The sequence below is a fragment of the Nevskia soli genome (genome assembly GCF_903970205.1).
Classification (GTDB): Bacteria; Acidobacteriota; Terriglobia; order Bryobacterales; family Bryobacteraceae; genus Bog-113.
Genome location: NZ_CAJCHS010000153.1, coordinates 1 through 21,156 on the forward strand (window position 1 = coordinate 1; position 21,156 = coordinate 21,156).

Annotated in this window: 18 protein-coding genes; 5 read left to right on the forward strand and 13 right to left on the reverse strand. The window is 58.4% G+C overall.

Features of this window, described 5'->3' with window-relative positions; translation table 11 throughout:
• Window positions 1–34: 34 nt before the first annotated feature.
• Complete coding sequence (locus H1Y01_RS07020) at window positions 35–1,264, reverse strand: acetate/propionate family kinase (protein ID WP_180539731.1); 1,230 nt, start codon at window positions 1,262–1,264, stop codon at window positions 35–37.
• Between the two features lie 44 nt (window positions 1,265–1,308).
• Here H1Y01_RS07020 and H1Y01_RS07025 point away from each other — a divergent pair, with 44 nt between their 5' ends.
• Complete coding sequence (locus tag H1Y01_RS07025; protein WP_180539732.1) at window positions 1,309–2,304, forward strand: family 43 glycosylhydrolase; 996 nt, start codon at window positions 1,309–1,311, stop codon at window positions 2,302–2,304.
• Entirely contained in the window at window positions 2,301–3,422 is a 1,122-nt protein-coding gene (gene bshA, locus H1Y01_RS07030; RefSeq protein ID WP_180539733.1) for an N-acetyl-alpha-D-glucosaminyl L-malate synthase BshA, read from the forward strand. Before H1Y01_RS07025 ends, bshA begins: the two co-directional genes overlap by 4 nt.
• 273 nt (window positions 3,423–3,695) lie before the next feature.
• Here bshA and H1Y01_RS07035 read toward each other — a convergent pair whose 3' ends face one another.
• From H1Y01_RS07035 to H1Y01_RS07060, 6 genes are all read right to left on the reverse strand, one after another.
• Window positions 3,696–3,905, reverse strand: coding sequence for a hypothetical protein (locus H1Y01_RS07035; RefSeq protein ID WP_180539734.1), 210 nt, complete (start codon window positions 3,903–3,905; stop codon window positions 3,696–3,698).
• 262 nt (window positions 3,906–4,167) lie between these two features.
• Window positions 4,168–5,025, reverse strand: a complete 858-nt coding sequence (gene rsmI, locus H1Y01_RS07040; RefSeq protein ID WP_180539735.1) for a 16S rRNA (cytidine(1402)-2'-O)-methyltransferase — start codon at window positions 5,023–5,025, stop codon at window positions 4,168–4,170.
• Between the two features lie 48 nt (window positions 5,026–5,073).
• Window positions 5,074–5,892, reverse strand: a complete 819-nt coding sequence (locus tag H1Y01_RS07045) for a ChbG/HpnK family deacetylase (protein WP_367399776.1) — start codon at window positions 5,890–5,892, stop codon at window positions 5,074–5,076.
• On the reverse strand, window positions 5,862–6,935 hold the full coding sequence (locus H1Y01_RS07050; RefSeq protein ID WP_180539736.1) for an MlaD family protein: 1,074 nt from the start codon (window positions 6,933–6,935) through the stop codon (window positions 5,862–5,864). The genes H1Y01_RS07045 and H1Y01_RS07050 overlap by 31 nt, the downstream gene beginning before the upstream one ends.
• Window positions 6,936–6,939: 4 nt before the next feature.
• Window positions 6,940–7,788 carry an ABC transporter ATP-binding protein gene (locus H1Y01_RS07055; protein ID WP_180539737.1) on the reverse strand — a complete coding sequence of 283 codons (849 nt, stop codon included), beginning with the start codon at window positions 7,786–7,788 and terminating at the stop codon, window positions 6,940–6,942.
• A 3-nt stretch (window positions 7,789–7,791) separates the two neighbouring features.
• The gene (locus tag H1Y01_RS07060) at window positions 7,792–8,550 is read right to left on the reverse strand and encodes an MlaE family ABC transporter permease (protein ID WP_219341346.1); all 759 of its coding nucleotides are present in this window, start codon (window positions 8,548–8,550) and stop codon (window positions 7,792–7,794) included.
• 71 nt (window positions 8,551–8,621) lie between these two features.
• On the opposite strand from H1Y01_RS07060, the gene H1Y01_RS07065 reads away from it, so the two are divergent.
• Window positions 8,622–9,575 carry a P1 family peptidase gene (locus H1Y01_RS07065; protein WP_180539738.1) on the forward strand — a complete coding sequence of 318 codons (954 nt, stop codon included), beginning with the start codon at window positions 8,622–8,624 and terminating at the stop codon, window positions 9,573–9,575.
• A 286-nt stretch (window positions 9,576–9,861) separates the two neighbouring features.
• Complete coding sequence (locus H1Y01_RS07070; RefSeq protein ID WP_180539739.1) at window positions 9,862–10,521, forward strand: DinB family protein; 660 nt, start codon at window positions 9,862–9,864, stop codon at window positions 10,519–10,521.
• A gap of 471 nt (window positions 10,522–10,992) precedes the next feature.
• Here H1Y01_RS07070 and H1Y01_RS07075 read toward each other — a convergent pair whose 3' ends face one another.
• The 5 genes from H1Y01_RS07075 to H1Y01_RS07095 are packed head-to-tail and all read right to left on the reverse strand — an operon-like array spanning window position 10,993 to window position 19,146.
• Complete coding sequence (locus H1Y01_RS07075; protein ID WP_180539740.1) at window positions 10,993–13,731, reverse strand: M16 family metallopeptidase; 2,739 nt, start codon at window positions 13,729–13,731, stop codon at window positions 10,993–10,995.
• Entirely contained in the window at window positions 13,728–15,479 is a 1,752-nt protein-coding gene (locus H1Y01_RS07080) for a CRTAC1 family protein (protein ID WP_180539741.1), read from the reverse strand. The genes H1Y01_RS07075 and H1Y01_RS07080 overlap by 4 nt, the downstream gene beginning before the upstream one ends.
• Before the next feature lie 18 nt (window positions 15,480–15,497).
• A complete protein-coding gene (locus H1Y01_RS07085; RefSeq protein WP_180539742.1) occupies window positions 15,498–16,826 on the reverse strand; it encodes a TldD/PmbA family protein in 1,329 nt (442 codons plus the stop codon).
• Between the two features lie 13 nt (window positions 16,827–16,839).
• On the reverse strand, window positions 16,840–18,447 hold the full coding sequence (locus tag H1Y01_RS07090) for a TldD/PmbA family protein (RefSeq protein ID WP_180539743.1): 1,608 nt from the start codon (window positions 18,445–18,447) through the stop codon (window positions 16,840–16,842).
• 3 nt (window positions 18,448–18,450) lie between these two features.
• Window positions 18,451–19,146 carry a YIP1 family protein gene (locus H1Y01_RS07095; protein ID WP_180539744.1) on the reverse strand — a complete coding sequence of 232 codons (696 nt, stop codon included), beginning with the start codon at window positions 19,144–19,146 and terminating at the stop codon, window positions 18,451–18,453.
• A 94-nt stretch (window positions 19,147–19,240) separates the two neighbouring features.
• On the opposite strand from H1Y01_RS07095, the gene H1Y01_RS07100 reads away from it, so the two are divergent.
• A complete protein-coding gene (locus H1Y01_RS07100) occupies window positions 19,241–20,365 on the forward strand; it encodes an MlaD family protein (RefSeq protein WP_180539745.1) in 1,125 nt (374 codons plus the stop codon).
• Here H1Y01_RS07100 and H1Y01_RS07105 read toward each other — a convergent pair.
• Window positions 20,286–21,156 (reverse strand): glycosyltransferase family 9 protein (locus H1Y01_RS07105; protein ID WP_219341347.1); only part of this gene is annotated, 871 nt, incomplete at its 5' end. The genes H1Y01_RS07100 and H1Y01_RS07105 overlap by 80 nt on opposite strands.

A 21,156-nucleotide genomic window follows, 5' to 3' on the forward strand; every position in this document is an offset into this window, starting at 1 on the left:
GGTGACGGAGCGGTACCTACCACGGGCTACGAGACTACGGGTGAGGGATACCCTCGATACAGCGAAACGTGTCGCGTGCGATTAGCAGCTCTTCGTCCGTTGGAATTACCCAGACGGGCGTTTTCGAAGCTTCGGTTGTGATGCGAGCGTCTTTGCCTCGGGCTTGGTCGTTCGCCGCAGCATCCAGTTCCACGCCGAGCCAAGTTAGTCCCTGGCAGACTTGCGCGCGGATCTCGCTCGAGTTTTCGCCGATGCCCCCGGTGAAGAGAATGGCATCGGCTCCGTTGAGCACGGTAGCGTAGGACCCGATGAACTGGATCACGCGATAGCAGAAGACATCGACCGCGTCGCGCGCGCGTTGATCGCCCTCCGCGCTTCGTTTCTGGATGTCGCGCATGTCTCCGGTGCTGTTGGTCAATCCCGCCAGGCCGGCTTTATGGTTCAGCAGTTTCTCCATTCCTTGAGCGCCATCCGGATCGCGCTGCGCGAGATAGAGCACTGCGCCCGGATCGATTTCACCGGGCCGCGTTCCCATCAGCAATCCATCCATCGGAGTGAAGCCCATCGATGTGTCGATCGACTTGCCGTGATCGATCGCGCAGACCGAGCAGCCGTTTCCGAGATGGCACGTGATCAGCTTGTAGTCGGCACGCTTCTTTTGGTGCAGCATCGCAAATCGCCAGGAGACGTAGCGGTGCGAGGTGCCGTGGAAACCGTACTTGCGGATGTGGTCGCGTTCGTAGAATTCGTATGGCAGCCCGTAAAGGTAGGCGCGCGGCGGCATGGTCTGGTGGAACGAGGTGTCGAAGACGGCAACCTGTTTCGCGTCGGGCAGCAATTCGCGGCTGGCGTAGTAGCCTTTCAGATTTTCCGGATTGTGCAGGGGCGCCAGATCGGAAAGCTTCTCGATATCCTTGAGCACCCGGTCATCGATGATGACCGACTCGTGAAACGCTTCGCCTCCGTGGACGATCCGGTGGCCCACCGCTTCGACATCTTGGGGATGCGACAGTGCGCCTCCGGGAGCGGTGAGATGATCGAATGCCAACTGGATCGCCTGCTTCTGATCTTTGACGGCCTGTTGCTTCTCCTCCTTCTCCCGGCCGGCCATTTGGTACGTGAACTTTGCGTCATCCGAACCGACGCGCTCCACCGCGCCGTGCGCCAGAACGCGGTCGTTGTTCTGCGCGATCTGCTCGCGGCTGGTTTCGATCAATTGGAACTTCAACGAAGAGCTGCCGCAGTTTAGGACGAGGACTCGCATTTGATCTTGGCTATGTTGACACTGATATGTTCGGTGATTAACACTTGCACAGCGATTCCAGATTCTCGCACGGCGCGGTAGTCATCGTCTTGTTATCGAGCGTTCTAACCGGCTGCGGCGGCTATGCGGATTTCACCTTGCCACCGCTGGAGCCGGCGTCGCATCCAAGGACCATGAGCTTGCAGTTGGCGCCGCAGCCGGTAATCGAACGCGGAAGCGCGCATGACGTGCTGAATCCTTCCGTAGTGCGCGTGGGCGGGCAACTCTATAACTTCTATTCGGAATTTGACGGCCGCGTTTGGCGCACGGCTTTAGCCGCGTCGGGGGACGGTGTTCACTGGGATCTGCACGGCGTTGTCTTATCACCCAACGCGGAGAGTTGGGAAGGCAGCTACATCGCGGCAAACGGCAGCGCTTTCTACGATGGCGCGACGTGGTGGTATTGGTATCAGGCCGGTCCTGAAGGCGCTCCTCAAATCGGACTCGCGCGATCTGGCGATGGGCGTTCGTGGCGCAAAGAACCGAAGCCGGTGCTGGGTTTCGGACCGCGCGGCAGTTGGGACGAGCGCGGCGTCGCCGATCCGTATGTGATCAGAATCGGATCGGTTTATTACTTGTATTATCTGGGTCAGAATCGCGCGCGGCAGCAACAGATTGGACTTGCGCGATCGAGCGACGGCGTGCATTGGACCAAGCTGCGCTCCAGCCCCGTGCTGACGATTCCCGAAGCCGGCAGCGGCGCGCCCGATGAGAATGGTTTAGGTGAACCGGCCGTGTGGCAAGCGCAGGGTTCGTATTGGATGCTGTACACCGGCCGCAGCGCGACGGAACGCCGCTCGCTCATCGCCGCGCAATCCCGCGATGGCGTTCATTGGACGCGGCAGCCGAAGCCGTTCACGGGCGATCAGCCGTGGGACCGCGCGGTGCTTTGCGACCCGACGGTTCTGGACGATCGATTGTGGTTTGGCGGCGGCGATCAACCCAATCCCGCGCAAAATCTTGACGGGCAGATCGGCGTGGGGAGCATCGCTATTCAATGAAGATCGGCATCACGTGTTATCCCACGTACGGCGGCAGCGGCATCGTCGCCACCGAGCTTGGTCTTGAGCTCGCGCAGCGCGGCCATGAGATCCACTTCATCACCTACGCGAATCCGATCCGGCTCGATTCCGGATTGCCTCGCATCCACTATCACGAAGTCGAAGTTACGCCCTATCCGTTGTTTCAGTACCCGCCCTACACACTGGCGCTCGCGTCGCGGATGGCGGAAGTGGCGCAATATCAGAACCTCGATTTGTTGCACGTGCATTACGCCATCCCGCATTCGATTTCCGCGATGCTGGCGAAACAGATGCTCGCGCCCGTGCGGCGGCTGCCTACTTTGACAACGCTGCACGGCACGGATATCACCCTGGTCGGCCTCGATCGAAGTTACTTTCCAATTACTAAGTTTTCGATCGAGCAATCGGATGGAGTTACTTCGATTAGTCAGGACCTTCGCCAGCAGACCCAGGAAGTCTTCGGAATCAAGCGGCCGATTCATGTAATTCATAACTTTGTCAACACGGAGATCTACATTCCCGACGAGGAGAAAGCCGGCGCGCGCGAATACGCGCCGAACGGCGAGAAACTGCTGATTCATCTTTCGAATTTCCGTCCGGTGAAGCGCGTGGTCGATTGCGTCCGCATACTCGCTGCGGTAGTGAAGCAGACGCCGGCGCACCTGTTGATGGCGGGCGACGGACCGGATCGCTGGCCGGCCGAGCAAATGGCGCGCGACTTAGGCGTCGAAAAGCACATCACGTTTCTAGGTAAGCAAGACCATGTCGAGCGGCTCATCAGACTCGCGCATGTGCTGTTGATGCCGAGCGAGATGGAGTCGTTCGGACTGGCGTCATTGGAAGGGATGGCCTGCGGAGTCCCACCGATTGCGACGCGCGTGGGCGGCGTTCCCGAGCTCATCACCGATGGCGAGGATGGCTTTCTGTCAGCTGTTGGCGATATCGAAGCGCAGGCAGTCAAGACGGTGACACTGCTAACTGACGATGTGCTGCACGCGCGCATGTCGGCAAGAGCGCGGCAGACCGCCGTTTCGCGTTTTGCCACGGATCGGATCATTCCGCAGTATGAGGAAGTCTATAGGGAACTGATCGGATAGTGGGCTGGCGCTATCGCAATGGGTAGGATTGCGGGATCGATCCGTATCCACACTGCCTTGCCCAATCGACTATCGGTTGCTCGAAGTACAGCATGAGCAACAAAGATAGCGAGAAGAACGTCAGCCAAGCTAGTAGCTGCGAAAGGCGCATCGCCAAGGATACGTTTGCGCGCGTTTTCCGCCCGCGTGAAACAAGGGAAGCGCGCCCATCCAAACTCCCGTGATGACTAGCGATGGAATCAACTTGCCGGCGGCCCATCCTAAAAGTACGCCTCAATATAGAAACTCAACAAGAGCGAAGCCTTCAAAGCTTGCGTAGGGTTCGACCTGCGACTTCATCCCCAAATGAGAAACGATCGCATCGGCAGGAAATACGGCAATCGCAATCAGCGGATATTGAAACAAGAATTGAACGAAGTAGCGCGTTCCTTGCGCGAGAAAGAAACGGCCAACCGGGGAACGCTCGTCCAGGGAGTCGAACAAATTAGAGCTCGCTCACTCGGCTGAATGGGCTTCAAGTATACGTGCAGCTATCGCTTCGGCCTTAGCGACCGCTTCCTCTTGTTTCAAGCCGTAAGCGAGTGCACCGGGTGGTTCAGGGATCCTGCGATCCAGCGCCCGTCGCTCTCCTGATCAAATTCAAAGCTTAGGCCCATCGTCCGGTCTCGCTCGAGACTCGCTTCAGCACCAACGATTCTCCAAGGTCGTCCATCTCCAATTGAGTCCCCGGCTCAGGTTGATGCGCTCAGCGTTCCGCCGGCTTATGCCGCTCCGAACCCTTAGTCCCGGTAAGCGCGAACCGCTTATACACCTCACGCTTCGAGATCCCGCGCTCCCGCGCGATCGCCTTCATCGCATCCATCCGCGACAGTCCCGTGCCGATCTGTTCCTGCACCGCCTGGTTGATCGGAACATTAGTCTGAACCGGCTTATCGGATTTGCCGACGAGCAGCGTTATCTCGCCGCGCAGCCCTTCCCGCTCGCTCAGCTTCGCCAGAATCTCGCGCGGCGTGCCGCGCAGAAACTCTTCGTGCATCTTCGTCATTTCCCGCGCGAGTACCGCCGGCCGCTCTCCCATCACACGATCGATGTCGACCAGCGTCTCCATAATCCGGTGCGGCGCTTCGTAGAAAATCAGCGTGGCTTTCTCATTACGCAAGGTCTCCAGCAAGTGTACGCGCTGACCCGATTTCGCCGGCAAGAAACCGAGGAAGTGGAACGAGTCCGTGGGCAGTCCCGACGCTGCCAAAGCGGCCAGGGACGCGGAAGCGCCGGGCACCGGTTGGACATCGATTCCGGCCGCAATAGCCGCGCGTACCAGCCGATAACCCGGATCCGAAACCAGCGGCATTCCGGCGTCTGAAATGATGGCGCCGTTTTCGCCCGCCCGCAGTCGCTCCGCCAGTTCCTTGGCGCGCTCCTGCTCATTGAAATCGTGGTAGCTGACCATCGGCGTTCGAATTTCGTAATGGTCCAGCAGTTTGCGTGACTCGCGCGTATCCTCACAGGCAATCCAGTCGACTTCTTTCAGGACGCGAACGGCCCGATACGTCATGTCTTCCAGATTTCCGATCGGAGTGGCGACCACATACAGGGTAGGCATGTGAGGTGGCCTTTGTAGGCAGTGTACCTGACGCCGCTAACTAAAGCGCTATGCGGAACCGAAACCGGCCAGCAGAATGTTCCGGCTTTCCACGGCGCGCCGTACGCGCGGCGACAGCAGCGCCTCCAGTTCGCGCTCCCGGCTCTGTTTCAAGCGCGTTGGAGCGGCCATCAGCTCGTCGCGGCAATAGCCGGGATGGCACATCAACTCGGTGAAACCCTCCGGAAGCCGGCGGATCGCCTGCTCCATCTCTTCAACTCCGATGCGTCCGGTTAGCGCGAACCCGACGAAGTGATCGGTGGTGCGCAAACCATCCAACACGCGCGCGAACGGCAGGCGCTGCAATCCGATCGCGAGCCGCAGCGCTTTCGGCGCCCAGCCTCCGTTGACGATCGGAGAGAAATCGAAGGGCCGCCGAATCCAGCGAATGTCGAACTCGTGCGCGATGCGGGCAACGGCGCGCAAGACCGGCGGCGCAAGGTGCGTATGTTTATGGGTATCCAGATGCGTCGGACGAATACCGGCCGCTTGGATCTTGCGCACCTGGGCGGCGAGTTCTTCATAGATCGCCAGCTTCCCGCGGGCCAGAGCGGTCAGCAGTTCCGGAACACCCGAAGGCAGCCTGCCGCCGGTGAGCGCTTCGCCGCCGACCAAAGTAAGATGACAACCGACATCCAGCGTAGGATTGCTGCGCGCCAGCTGTGCCGCATGATCGAAGGCTACGCCGTTCGCCATCAGCGTCGTCGAAGTCAGGATTCCGGAGCGATGCGCCTCTACAATGCCGTCGTTCACGTCGCGCGTGAAACCAAAGTCATCGGCATTGACAGCCAGACGAATCAGAACAGCGCCAGTTTGATCCGAAGGAATTTCTTCGGGTTCGCGTGCATGTCTTTTATCAGGGATTGCGCTTCCGTAGTAAGTCCGCTCAGCGACTTATAGAGCTGGTCATTGACTAACAACTGACCGATGGTGCCTTGCCCGGCATTGACGCGGTCAATCGCGGTATTGACCTTATTCACGATGGCGTTCAACTGGTTGTACAACTCCTCGTCAGTAAGAAGCTTGCCGGCCGTGCCCTTGCCCTTGTTTAGATTGTTGAGCATGGTATGCGCTTCGGCCAGAGACTGCCGCGCTTCGTCGTAAAGGGCGGTGTCGGACAGTAGCTTACCGGCTGTACCCTGGCCCTGCTGCACCTGCGCGAGCAGTGCGTCCAGTCGCTGAATCGGGCTGCGGATGTCGTTATAGAGCTGATCGTCGTAAATGAGTTTACTTACCGTTCCCTTGCCGGCTCGAATATCGTGTACGATCTGGTTCAGCTCGCCGGCAGTCTGGTTCACCTGGTTGTAAAGCTTGTCATCTTTGAGGAGAAGACCCACGTTGCCCTGCCCGCTGTTGACATAACTCAACAGCGCGTCAGCCTTGCCTACAATCCCCTGGAACTGGCTCAGGATGCTGGCGCTTTGCGCCAATAGCTGCGGAATATCGACCACTTCCTGCGACTTGATCTCGCCGCCCGGTTCCACATGCTGCGCGCTCTTCCCTTTCGTGATGTTAATGAACTTACTGCCGAGTAGGTTCGACGCGGCGATGCCGGCCTGCGAATCGACCGGAAGCTGGTCGAGATACTTCTTCAGCACCGACATCTCAATCTCGACAATGCGGTGCGGATCTTTATTTTGCGTGAGCCGGATATGCTCGATGTTGCCGACCAAAATGCCGTTGAGACGAACCGGATCGCCTTCCGCCATCGCGGCCGAATCCTCCATGTAGGTCCGCAGACGGAAGCGGCGCTCGAAAAACTTCGTGTTCGAGGTGAGCAGGAAAATGAGAATCGCGGTAATGACAAAAGCGGCGAGGGACACCAGTCCCACACGTAGTTGAGCCCAGCGGACGCGCTTCGGAGACGGCATCGAGTCAGTCTCTCTTCACAAACTTAGATACGTAATCATCGGTTGACGCTTCGAGTTCCCGCTGACTTCCTTCGAAAACCAGCTTCCCCTCGCGCATCACCATGAAGATCGTTCGTTCCGCCGCGGTTGGATCGGGCTCAAGCTGAGCATTATCAGGATTGTAGCGGAAGTTCGCCGCGAGATTGCCATCCTGGTAGCGATGCGTGACTACAAGAGCTGTGGTGTTGTCCAGATCGCGTTCCTTGATTATCAGCGTGACGATGGTATGAGCGGTGATGGGGTCGAGCCCCGCGGTCGGCGAATCATAGAGCAAGAGCGGCGGTTGGGCCACCACGGCGCGCGCAATGGCGACGCGGCGCTGCATGCCCCCCGATAGTTCGTCCGGGAACTGTTTCAGCGTCTGGCCCAGTTCGACGAAATCGAGCGCCTGTTGGATTCTTTCGCGGATGCTCTGGGTCGGTTCCGCCGGTTTGTCCTTAGAACGATCTACGTTCTTCTTACTTTCCGAAGCGGTGCGCAGGCTAATTAGCGGGTAGGCCACGTTGCGCTCCACCGTCATCGAATCGAAAAGCGCCCCTTCCTGAAACAGAATTCCCACCCGGCGCCGGATGTCGAAGAGCTGCTGTTCACGCAGGTTCTGAATCTCCTGGCCGAACAGAATCACCTTACCCGCCGACGGGCAGTCGAGAGCGATCGCGGTCTTCAGCAGAACGGTCTTGCCGCTGCCGGCCGCGCCCAGAATAATTCTCGTCTGCCCTTCTTTCAAATCGAAGCTGACGTCCTTCAAAGCTTCGACCGTATCGAAAGTGACGCTTACGTTCTCGAACCGGAGAATGCTATCGTTCTGCGCCATCGTTCAGGTGGTGGCGACGAAGATCTTGGTGATGAAAGTAGTCAGGATGAAGATCAGCACGGAAGCGGTGACCATGGCTTGCGTCGTCGCGCGTCCAACGCCCTGGGTGCCGCCCGTGGTGCGCAATCCGTAGTAGCAGCCGATGAGTGAAACCACGAACGAGAAGATAAACGGCTTTAGCAGGCCTTGAACGACGTCGCTCCACTCCAGCGCCTGCCAGCAGGAAGTCCAGTATTGGCGCGTCGGCAAATGATAGACGAGAATCGCGACCACCCAACCGCCGATCATTCCCACGAAATCCGCGATCACGGTAAGGCACGGCAGCATCACGGCGGTCGCGATCATCCGCGGCGTCACCAGCTTTTGAATCGGATCCGTGCCCAGCGCGCGCATGGCATCGATCTGCTCGGTTACCCGCATGGAGCCGAGTTCGCTCGCGATGCCCGACGAGTTTCGCCCGGCAATCATCAGGGCGGTGAGGGCAGGGCCGAGCTCGCGGACCAGGATAATGGCAACCACTTCGCCGGTGCGGCTCGTTTGCCCGTACTGGCCAAGGGCGCGGCCCATCTGGAGGCCCATCACGGCGCCGCTGAAGAAACCGGTGAGAACGGCGACGAAGAGGCTGCCGAAGCCGATAGAGTCCATCTGGATCAGCACATCGTCCAGATAGTGCGGGCGGCGGAACAGATTGCGCATCGCCTGCCCGGTCAGAATCATGAAGTCTTGAGTCGCCTCGACGGGCCCTTTAAGGATGTCCAGCAAGTTTCACCCGCGATTGAACTGCGCGATTTAACGACCTGTAAATAAGATCGATGCTAACATACGAACCGAAAATGAAGGGCCTAACCGATGTTCCAGGTATCCGCGTCGGGCACGCTTCGGACTTCGATGCGTTGACGGGATGCACGGCGATCCTGTTCGAAGGCGGCGCGGTCGGCGGCGTGGACATTCGAGGTTCGGCGACCGGAACGTCGGAACTCGACACCTTGAGCCCTGGCCACGTGACTTCCCGCGTACACGGAATCGTTTTCTCGGGCGGCAGCGCATTCGGGTTGGAGGCGGCGTGCGGTGTGCGGCGCTATCTCGGCGCGCATGGCGTCGGATTCGATACCGGGGTCGCGCGCGTGCCGATCGTGCCGAGCGCGATTCTCTTCGATCTAGCCATTGGTAAGTCGGGAGTGCGTCCGGGCCGCGAAATGGGGGAAGCTGCAGCTGCCGGCGCTTCCGACGCGGCGGTGGTGGAAGGGTGCGTGGGGGCGGGAACGGGCGCGACCGTGGGCAAGCTGTTCGGGATGAAGCGGGCAATGAAAAGCGGGATCGGGAGTTACTCGGTCTCGTTGCCCGACGGAGTAATAGTGGCGGCCCTGATTGCGGTAAATGCGCTGGGCGATGTACGCGAACCTTCGACTGGCAAGGTGATCGCGGGAGCGAGAGTTTCAGAAAGTTCGCGTGAGTTTGTAAATGCCGAACGCGCCATGCTAAGTGGACAGACGGGCGGGTTCGGCAACACCACTCTAGCTTTGGTAGCTACTAATGCCGTACTTACTAAAGTGATGGCCGGAAAGCTTGCGGCGCTGGCAAGTATCGGAGTGGTTAGGACCATCGCGCCCGTGAATACGATGCTCGATGGGGATGTTACTTTCGCGGTTTCTATTGGGAGTAAGACGGCGGAAATCGACGTGCTTGGAGTTGCCGCGATCGAAGCCGTGGAGCAGAGTATCTTGCGGGCCGTGAAGAGTGCGAAGTCGATGGGTGGGTTGCCGGGTTTGGCGGGATCGGCGCGCTGACACGGTTGTTTATCTGTTCAGCAGACGTGCGCACAAGGTGTGCTCGGGTAAGGAGCTAATCTGTCGATGTCCAGTTACCCGCCGAACTTGAAGCGAAGCTGACGGAGGTGGCGACTCAACAGGGTCGAAACCCTGACGACTTGGTGCGGGATGCCGTTTCACGCTATCTCGATGAAGAAGCTCGTTTCGTCGATGCGGTTAAACGAGGAGAGCAGGCGTTGAAACAAGGCGATTACCTTACGCACGAACAAGTCGCCCAACGCCTTCAACGATTCCTCCGGGGCTGATGGAAGTTCGTTGGTCGATGCCTTCAGCGGAAGATCTGGAGCGCATCTGTGGACGGGTGGAGCGTGACAGTCCCGAAGCCGCCAGGCAGCGGGAATCGATCTTATCTGGGCTGCCGTATATCGTTGTGTATCGTGTCGGCGATGAGGCGGTTGAAGTCGGCCGTGGTAGAAGGTTGATCATGGGATCAACCGCAACCAATGCAGAACTCTTGCAGGATCTTGCTCGCCATCAGACCTGGGCCGACGGCGCACATTGGAAGGCGCTTCACGAGAACAGTCAGTTGCTGGAAGACCCTGAGATCCAGAAGCGGTTGAACCATATACTCTCGGCGCTGCGAATGCTGACTACCCTGGCCCGAGGCGAGACACCGGATCCCGCCCGGATGACGGCTGCCGAACCCATCGACCAACTCGAAGCGGCGATGGAAAGGGCGAACGGAGAGATCATCGAGACTATCGAGAACGTCGATCTTGGCAAAATGATTCCTCTGCCGCGCGGTCCGCAAGGCCCGTGGGAGGCGCCCGCCGGAGTGTTACTGCTGCAGGCCATTACTCACGGCCAACATCATCGCGGCCAAAACGCGTCGCGAATGCGACAACTGGGGGTTACTCCCCCGATGACGGATTTCGTGATTTGGTTTGCGCTCGGGCGACCGTAGTCTACGCTAAGTTGAGGCGAGTGGTCATCCTCGGTCCTGGAGGCTCAGGTAAGTCGACCTTCGCGCGTCGACTTAGCGCAATCACCGGACTTCCAGTGGTTGAGCTGGACAAGGTGTTCTGGGGGCCAGGTCTAGTTGCTCCGACTCGCGATGAGTGGGTGCGGATACAAACACGGTTAATAGAACAGGACGCGTGGATCTTGGACGGAGACCTTGGGCCATACGACGCCGTCGATGTTCGGCTTCGTGCTGCCGACACTGTCGTTTTTCTGGACTTCTCGGTCGTGCGATGCGCCTGGCGAGCCGTCCGGCGATCGCGCGAGCGCGCGGATTTTTGGCTTTGGCTGATGCGGTACCGCCGCCAAAGCCGGCCTCTTCTTGTGGAAGCTATAGCGAACCACGCGCCTGACGCGAACCTCTATGTAGTTCGTAGTCCGCGGGAACTTAGTCGATTGGTCGCGGAAGTCGTTTCTACTTTGTCGCGGGGACGTTAGCCGCCTGTGCAGCCTTCTTCCAGTCGCCGGCCTTCACGTATGAGATCGCGGAAGGGTCCAGAGTGCGCTTCAAAGTGCCGTTGACTTGGTCGGGAGTGAGCGCGCCTACCTGGGTTTCGAGGTCCGCATCGAAAGTAAGTTTCCGGTCATAGTGATCCTCGCGGGAAAGGAGACGGGCGAGTGCACCGTCGTCAGAGCGATTGACCTGGCGGCTCTGGAGCCAGCCGGATTTCGCGGACTTGACTTCATCGGCAGTGAATCCGGTAGCGATGGCTTTCGATAACTCATCCTTGAAAGCCGCTTCTACCTTGGCGACGTTCTGCGGCGCAGCGATCGCGTAAACGCGGAAGGAACCGTTCTTCTCGTACTCCGATGCGTTGAACTGCGAACCAATTCCGTAGCTAAGGCCTTCCTTCTGCCGAATGCGCGTGGCGAGACGGGAATTCAAGAAGCCGCCGCCGATCATGTAGTTGGCGAGGACCATGGCCGGGTAATCCGGATCGGTATCGCTCATCGCCAAGCGCTCGGCCGCCAGGAACATGGCGTTCTCTTTGTCCGGAGTATCCACCGACTGATTGATCGCGCCTATCTTTTGATACTCGTGCGGCAGATTCTCGAACGGCCCCGGAGACGTCCAGTTACCGAAGAGATCGGCGGCGAGGCTCTTGACCGCCGGCTCGTCAAAGTCACCCACGACGGCCAGTTCTGCGTGCGATCCGCCCATGAAGTCGGTGTAGAACTTTCGGATATCCGCGACTTGCAACTTAATCAGGTCCGCGATCTCCTCATCGGGACTCATCATGTGCCGAATGTCGCCCTTCGGATACGGATAGAGATGCTGCTCGAGTTCCACGCTGGCGCGTACCTGCGGTTCGGACTTGCCGGACTCGGCCTGCGTGAGTTGCTGTTTACGCTGCTGATTGATTTCATCCTCGGGGAACGTAGGTTCTTTCAGCACTTCGGCGACAAGCTTCAGGACGGCGGGCAAGTTATCGTGAACGGTTTCAATAACCACTGTCGGACTACTGGCGGACCCGAAAATATTGACCTGGGCCTTCAGGCGATCGAACTCATCCTGTAATTGCTGCCGGTTGTGCTCCTTAGTTCCGCGGAGAAGAGTGCTGACCATCAAGTCGCCCGCGTTTTCACGGTCAAACAGGGATTTAGCCGTGCCTAGATGCAGAGTCAGCGTGGCGTGCACCGAGTTCCCGCGCGTCTTCTTCGAAAGCAGCTCCAGCTTCATGCCATTAGGGAGTTGCGATCGTTTCACCCGAGCCTCTATGTTGGAGGGAGAAGGATCGAAGGCTTCGCCCTGCGACATCGCCGCATCGCCCTTATATCCCTTTAACATAGCTTCCACATCGGGCGGGGCGGGTACCTCGGCGCGGTCCGGATGAGCATCGGGAATAAACTCGCCGATGGTCCGATTGGAACTCTTCAGGTAAGCCGCGGCAACACGCTGCACGTCTGCAGGAGACACGTCGCGGAGGCGGTCGCGGTACAGGAATTGGAGCCGCCAATCGCCCATCGCGGCCCATTCGCTCATGAAAAGTCCGATGCGTGTGGAATCGCGCATGGCGAGGTCGATCTCTTTCAGCAGGCGCGTTTTGGCGCGCTCCACTTCCTCTTTGCTGGGCGGTTCCTTGACTAAGTTCTCGACAGTAGCGATCGTAATGTTGCGTGCGTCATCAATGGAGTCCGTCTTCTGGAGCATGTCGATCAGAAGCAGCATTCCCGGTTCGGCCTGCTGCATCGACCAACCGAAGACCTGGGAAGCTTTCTTGTTGTCGACCAAAGCTTTGTAAAGGCGGCCGGATGGATTGTCGGTGAGTATGGTGCTGAGTACGTCGACTGCCGGGAAATCCTTGTCGCTGCCGGCGGGAATGTGGTAACCGTCGACCACCGCTTGAATGTCGCCGACGCGGCGTACCGTGACGAAGCGTTCGCCGTCCTGCACGGGCTCTTTGGTGTAAGTAGTGTCCAGCTTGCGGGTCGGCTTGGGTATCTTACCGAAGTATTGGACGATCATGGGTAGCAGCTGCGCTTCGTCAATCTTTCCGGCAACCGTGAGCACCGCGTTGTCCGGCTGATAATACTTCTTATAGAAAGCCTGCAGTTTGTCGATCGGAACATTCTCGATATCGGAGCGATTCCCGATCACGGCACGGCCGTAAGGATGCCAAACATAGCCCGCGGCAAGAGTGCGTTCAACCAGAACACCCATCGGATTGTTCTCGCCGGATTCGAATTCGTTGCGAACGACCGTGTATTCACTATCGAAGTCTTTCTTAGCGATGTAGGAGTTCACCATGCGGTCCGATTCCAGATCAAGCGCCCAGCGAAGGTTGACTTCCGATGCCGAGAAGGTTTCGAAGTAGTTGGTTCGATCGTAGTCGGTAGTGCCGTTGGGACGGCTGCCGTGTGAGGTTAACTCTTCCGGTATGTTCTTGTGCCCGGGGCTGCCCTTGAACATCATGTGCTCCAGCAGATGCGCCATGCCGCGTTCGCCCGCGCCTTCGTGCCGCGAACCGACCAGATAAGTCATATTGACGGTTATGGTCGGCTTGGAAGGATCGGGAAAGACAAGGACCTGCAGGCCGTTGTCAAGCCGGCATTCAGTTACACCTTCGACGGATGTAACCAGTTGCATGCCCGCGGGCGGAGCGGCTGCGGCAAGGGTTACGAGTGAGAGAGCAAAGCACGCGAGCAATTTCATGAGGAACTCCTTTTTACGGCGGACGCCGGTTCGGTGATGTTGAGGATTTGTCGGGATGGGACGTTGTTTATCTGTTGCATAGCGCCATCCGGCCAGCGAATTTCGAGGTCAACCGACTTAGACGAGCCAAGGCCGAAATGGAGGCGAAGATCGTTCGCGGAGTAGAAGCTGGATTGACTCATCACTTCCTTCACTTGCATTTTTCCGCCATAGTGCGCGGTGACCCGCGCTCCAATGGCGCTACGGTTCGAGTGGGTTCCAGTTAATTTTACAGTAATCCAATTGTTTTTGCCGCTAGTATCATTGCGCAGGAGCGAAGGCGGTTCGTTGAGATTGACGATCAGGATATCGATGTCGCCGTCATTGTCGAAATCGCCGAACGCGCAGCCGCGGCCGACATGGGGTGCGGCGATAGCCGGTCCCGCTTCACTTAGGAGCTCTTCGAACTTGCCACTTCCCAGATTACGGAACACCAGGCGCGGACCTTTGAACGTATCCGACGATAGCTTGGCGTCCACTTCCGGGTACACGCCTCCGGTGACGATAAATAAGTCCGGCAGGCCGTCGTTGTCGAGATCGACGATTCCCACCCCCCAACTAACAAACCGCGTCTCGACGGCGAGGCCGCTGGCCGCGGTGACATCATCGAACCAAGCGTGTCCGTTATTGCGATACAGAACGCTGGTGTCATCGGCGAAGTGAGTTTTCAAGATGTCCAGGTTCCCATTCAGCAGATAGTCCCCGACGCCGACACCCATGCCGGCCTGCTCCATGCCGTCTTCGTTGAGAGCCGCTCCGGATTCAAGTCCGATTTCACGGAACGTGCCGTCATGGTTGTTACGAAACAGGAAACTCGGGGTAGAATCGCAGGCCACATAGATATCGGGCCATCCGTCATTGTCGAAATCAGCGGCAACGGCGGTCATCGCGTAACTGCCCTTCGACTTCGAAATACCGGAAGGTTCCGAGACATCGGTGAAGGTACCGTCGCCATTGTTGCGATAGAGAACCGGCGGCAGCGTTTTGAAGCCGCGCGGGCCGCACATCACGGGAATACCTTTCCACGTGCAGTTGGCATTCGAGCCCGCTGCGGGCGCATGCCCGACATCGAAATCCATGTAGTTGGCTACGAATAAGTCGAGCCACCCGTCGCGGTTGTAGTCGATGAAGGTGCAACCTGAGCCAAAGCGGGTTCGCGTGTGTAGAAGTCCGGCTTCCTTAGTTACGTCGGTGAACGTTCCATTGCCGTTATTACGATACAGAACGTTCTGCCCGTAATAAGTGATGAAGAGATCGTCGAAACCGTCATTGTTATAATCGCCGACGCAGACGGCGGACGCCCAGCCGGTGCGGGTTAGACCGGCAGCCGCGGTCACGTCGGTAAATGTGCCGTCGCGATTGTTCTTATAGAGGCGATTCGTGGCGCCCTCGACGGGACCCGCAAGTCGTGTCCCGCAGAGTACGAAGATATCGATCCAGCCGTCGCGGTCGTAATCGATGAACGCGCAGCCGCAACCTATCGTCTCGAGGATGTAGTTTTTGTGGTCGGGTTCGCCGTAGATGGTTGGGTGAATCAGGCCCGCGGACCGGCCGATGTCGGTGAATTTCGCATCGAAAGCCAACCCCGAGGGTTTGCCGCGAGGCCGCGCCTGCACTCCTCGAGACGCAACGCCTTGACCGAATAGAGGAAGAACCGAGGTGAAAGCAGCCGCGCTACGAAGCAGCTCGCGCCGGGAAAAAGGGATCACTGCCGCTATGGTATTGACCTATACCGCATCGGACACACTGGCGAAATTGAAATCGGTCGAGACGATCGGCGGGACAATCTGCGAGCCGGTTTCTCCTCCCGTGACGCGCTCGCCGCGTCCCAACTGAGTCGTCCGCTGAAGAACTTCGGACGGACTCTCGTTCCATCGGAAATTAGTGACCGGGTCGGTGATTTTCCCTTTCTCGATCAGGAAGACGCCGTCTCGCGAGAGGCCGGTTAACTGCCACGTTTGCGGCTGCACCACGCGGATATACCAAAGGCGTGTAATAAGTAAACCGCGATCGACGGATGCGATCAGATCGTCGAGCGAATGATCCTGTCCATCTAATACGAGGTTCGATGCCGCCGGCGTTGGTTTCTTTCCGGCCTTACTCGCCCAGAAGCGGTCATAGTTCAAATTCCTGACGACTCCTTTGTCGATCCAGGCGATTTTCTCGTTAGGAAGCAGCGACTGCGCCCATGGCGTGGCGGCCATCTTCGGGTCGAACGGGTCGCTGCGCAATGTAATGTACTCGGGGTAAAGCTTCTCTCCAAGTAGAGTGCCCCCGCCTTTCTTACTCAGGAAGGATTGACCCTGTTCGGCATCACGCGCCCCGAACGCGAACCCGAGCCATCCCACCAGGTCGCCGACCGCCGCAGGCTCAAGAACCACGGTGTACTTTCCGGGATCGAGCTTCTTCCGGCCGACGCCGCGCAGGCACTTTTCACTGGAGATGCGAGCGGCCGTCTCCCCATCCAGATCTTTCAGACTAGCCGAGCTTTGTGAAGCCCAGCCGGAACTCGTACCGCCCTGATTCCTCATGGTGTTGCTCAAACCCGTGTCCGTATAAGTGTGATACCCGAAAAGACCGGCTTTGTTGGCTACCGCAACGGCGTTCGAACTTCGTTGTATGTATCCGGCCGCAATCAACTGGTTCCGCGAGGCGCTATCGATGAGCGCCCTTACGTGCGGGATCATGACATCACCGCGGGCCGAAGCGGTGAAGGTATCGAAGTTATGCAGCGCCGGGTATTCCTGGGCGGGAAGCGCAGGCATCGCCTCGGGATCGGGCTTGGAAATGGCCGCCAGCGCTTCCGCGGCTTCAACACCGCGCTTCAACGCCTCGTCGCTTAATTCACCCACCGATGTGTTTCCGGTGCGCTTATCGGCGGTTATGCTGGTGATTCCAACCTGCTGCGTCACCCGGTATCCGGAGGTTGTGATGCCGTTGTTGGCGAACCGGATAAAGGCGTCCTCGGTCCATTGGACATTGACTTCACACGCGGGTAGACGGGAGTATCCGATGACTTTATCGACTAAGTTCTTAGCGTCCTGTTGAGTTAACATGGCGGGTCCTCAACTAATCCGTCAACAACACGTTCACTTGCCGGAACCGGCTGGGAGAACAGCCATGACTTACGGCATTGGATTGCTCGGGCTCGCCTTTACCGTCGCTCGGGGCGCCGAATTGCTGCCAGTAACTGCGGGAGGCGATCCCGTCGCAGGAATGCCAGAAATCCGTCGTCTTCGCCTGGTAAGCGACGCGCGAAAGCATGCCCCGCTTCTTACCGCCTTTAATCTCCCAGAAAGCATCGCCGCCGAACTGGAAGTTATAGCGCTGCTGGTCGATGGAGAAGCTGCCGTCGCCGTCGATGAGAATGCCGTCGTCGACTCCTGAGATCAGGTCGTCGGGTTTGACCGTGGCGGGACCGGGCGCGAGCCACACGTTCGGCATGCGCTGGAATGGCACGCTGGACCACGAATCCGCATAACAGCAGCCGCGCGATTCCGTTTCGCCGATTAGATGCGCTTGGTCGCGGATCGTCTGGTAATGCTTGAAAATCCCTTTCTCGATAATCGGAAATTTGGTGGTTAGCACGCCGTCGTCGTCGTACTTTACCGTTGCCAGGCCGCCCTCGTTCGTGCGGTCTCCGAACACATTGATTAGTTCGCTGCCAAAAGAGAAGTTGCCCATCTTCTCGGTAGTCAGGAAGCTGGTGCCGGCGAAGTTCGCCTCGTACCCCAAAGCCCGATCTAACTCGGTAGAGTGGCCGATCGACTCATGAATCGTCAGCCAAAGGTGACTGGGCAGCAGCACCAGGTCTTTCTTCCCGGGTTTCACCGGAGGCGCGGCCAGATGTTCGAGTACTTCGGCGCGAATGCGCGGCGCGTTCTCTCCAAGGTTCGCTTTAGGAATCGCTTCCCACCCGGCACTTAGCGGCTCCACGGAGTAGGAACGCGTCCGCGAGATATTGTTCTGAAAATCGACCGCGGTGGCTTGCAGGAAAGGATAGCCCTGAACCACGAACTGCTGAATCGAAGAACCTTCCGACGACGCAAAGTACTTATCTTCGGACCGGAACCAAAGAATCCCGAATGACGAGAAGACTTTCGGATCCTTCTTGATCGTGCTGGTCACGCTCTGCATCAGTTCCAGCTTTTCATTGGTGGGCACGATGAACGGGTCTTTCTCGAAGTTCGACGTCCATCGGTCGACATAGGACTTAGTCGGCGCGAGCTCGACCGGTTTGGCTTGAAGGACGGAGTTCGCCTTGGCGACCACAATGGCTTCTCGCGTGATCCGGGTGATTTCGTCGGCGGTGACCAGCGGCGAAGCCGCAAACCCCCATTGACCGTTCGCGATAACCCGCACGCCGAACCCAAAGGCGGACTGATCGGATACGAATGGCACTTCGTCCGTCTTAGTCCCGCCCCGTTCCGGTGACAGGCGATACCCGGAAAACTGGTTGCGGTAGCGGGCAATGCGGATATCCGTGTAAGTAGCGCCCTGCTTCTTTCCTTCAGCCAGGGCGACCGCGCCTAGTCTTTCCAGGTCTTTGCTTGGGGCGGTTGATTGTGCGTCCGGAGCTCCAAATAGACGGTTGGCGAACAGCAGCGACGCGCCGGTGGTCGCCGCGCCCAGGAACGAACGACGCGTGGACAGATCTTTAATGATTGGGAACTTCATAAATTAGAAGACGAGTGACAAGCCCATCGCGATTATAGTGAGCACGACCCAGATCGCAATCATGCCGCCCGCCGCCTTGCCGAAGGTGATATTCGCAACCCGCGAGAGACCATAGGCTCCGAGCAGCACCTGCGCCAGGATGAAGATATCGAGCGAACTGGCCAGCGCATAAAGCGGCTTGGCCGTAGTGTGCTGGTCCAGAAAGGCGCCTATGTTGAATGCGAGGAGATGCTGCGGGTCAAGGTCGGTCTTGTCGGCCGCAGCCAGCACCACGACGACGGATAAGAGTACTTTGATCACCCCGACGGGCCACCCCGCGTAGGCCGCAGTTCCGGCTCCCTGCGAGAACTTGATCGAATGTCCGGAAACGCCCGCGATGGCCATGAAAAGCAATCCAACGACGAGGATAAAAACGCCGCCGAAAACGCCGCCAACGACGATGCCGACCGCTTCCCGAGTGGGACTCGCGGCAGCGGCAATCGCCTGCTGTTTCTGATCATCCGACATCTGGGCCGCGAACTTGCTGTTCTCGAATTGATGGCGCGCCATATTCTCCGCGCCGATCGTCTGATAGTAAAACCAGATGGTGAACGAGATCAGAAGAACGTTGGCAAGGGTGGCAATGACCCAGGCCTTGCGGTCCCGCACGTAGTCGAAGACCTTACCGGGCGCGTAGAAAACTTCAATTAGCTGTTTCAACGATTTTCTCCCTTTTTCGATTCCTGCGAAGTGTATCAAACTTCACGAGCCGCAAAACGCAAAACGACTGCTAGACTGACCGTCAGCGAAACGAATGCCTGAAGAACGCGATGAAGAGCTGGAGGGTATCCCGCGCGGAACGGTGCTTCGGGTACTTGTGGTCGCGTCCGGCGGCGTGCTGCTTGTGCTGGTGCTCGCATGGCTCCTCTCCGGTGGTGGTACGGAGTTTTTCGATCGAAAGTTCACGCTTCATACTTACGTCGCGGATTCGGCTGAACTGGCCAAAGGGGACGACGTGGACTTCAGCGGAGTCAAGGTCGGAACGGTCAAGTATGTGGGCTTGAACCGCTCGAACGACCCGAATCGAGCGGTGCGTATCGACCTTCAGGTGGACGCTCATTATCTAAACCGCATTCCGGTGGATTCCGAAGCTACCCTGACGGAAACCAATGTAGTGGGCGACAAGCTCATCAACATTACGCCCGGAAAGGCGACGCAACATGTGGAAGACGGCTCGGAGATTCCCAGTCTAATGCAGAACGGGTCCTTCAACCCGGCCGATCTGGAGCAGTCATTGCGGGATAGCTTGAGCCGGCTGGACGCGTTGTTTGATGAGATACAGGGCGGCAAGACACCGCTTGCCCAGATCATCAAAGGCGATGATATCTACCGGAACCTGGAGACGCAGGTCGCGAACATTCAAAAGGTAATCGGAAACCGGCGCACACCCTTAGGGAAGCAGATATTAGGCGATGAGCTTTACGAGCAGATCAGCCAACCGGTTCTGAAGGTGGACCGGGAACTGGCGGACATCCAGCAGGGTAAGGGTAAGTTCGGGCGCTACTTAAGCAGCTCAGCGGACTATGACAACTGGGTGGCGCAAGCGCGGAACATACACAAGACATTGGCGGACGATAATGCGGGTAAGGGAGCGGCCGGGCAATGGCTGACGAGTGATGACCGCTATAACCAACTGCGGGCGCGCATCGAATCCATCAATACTTCCGTCGATAACCTGCTGTCGCCGACTAGCGGTTTCGGGAAACTGCTGAACTCGAGTGAGATGTACACTTCGCTCAATACGCAGGCTGTACACATTCGCGACTTCACGCACGAGTTCCGCGAAACGCCGCAGAAGTTTATGCGGATTCAGGTGCGTTCGAAGAAGAAAAAGAGTCCAGCGCCGCCGCAACCTGCTGCAACAAAGCCGACTCCGTAAGTTCATCCGTAATCGTGAGAACGCGTTTGGGTCCGGGGCCGGATGGCTGCCAGCGATCGAACATGCGGTCGTTCACGAAGCCTTTGAACAGCGTAATCAACGGTGTACCAAGGGAAGCCGCGGCATGCTGGCCGGCGCTATCGTAACCGATGTATAACTTGCTGCCGCCGATCACGGAAGCAAAGCCCGCGAAGGAGCCGGACCAGGTTCGAGCGTTTGTGCCTGCGATGGCGTGATCGACGCGTGCAGACTCTTCGGGGCCGAAGCCGCGATCGACAATGACGCTGTCGAAGGGTTCGCAGAGGAGGCGAATGAGAGCTGATTCGAATGCGGTCGACAGCTGTTTTGCGGGATTGTCCGCTGTCCCCAGACTAACGGCAGCATAACGGCCCGACTGAACGCGCGCGGCGTGAACCGGGTAAATCCGATTCACTGCGGTTGCGACACCAAAGGTTTCGCGGACCCATCGCTGGGCGAGTTGAGTGAGGTTCGCGCTCCCGTCCGCGCCGTACGCGCGGCTTTCGAAGAAGAAGTAGCGGCTTTCGTCGTTGACGGGTAGAAGCCCGAGTTGCGTCAGGCGTGAGTCGGGATCAACGATAAGCGTTCGCTCATCGGCAAACTGCCGGCGAATGAGGCGCCACGCGGAAAGACGTTCCGCTATCGGGCCGTTCCTCTTGTACGGGATTTCCGCGTGCTCGATCCGGCTGCATCGCTGGAACAACTCGGCGGCTTTGGCGCTTCCGGCCAGAATAACGCGCGCATGAGGGAAGCGCTGGAGGACGGCATCGAGA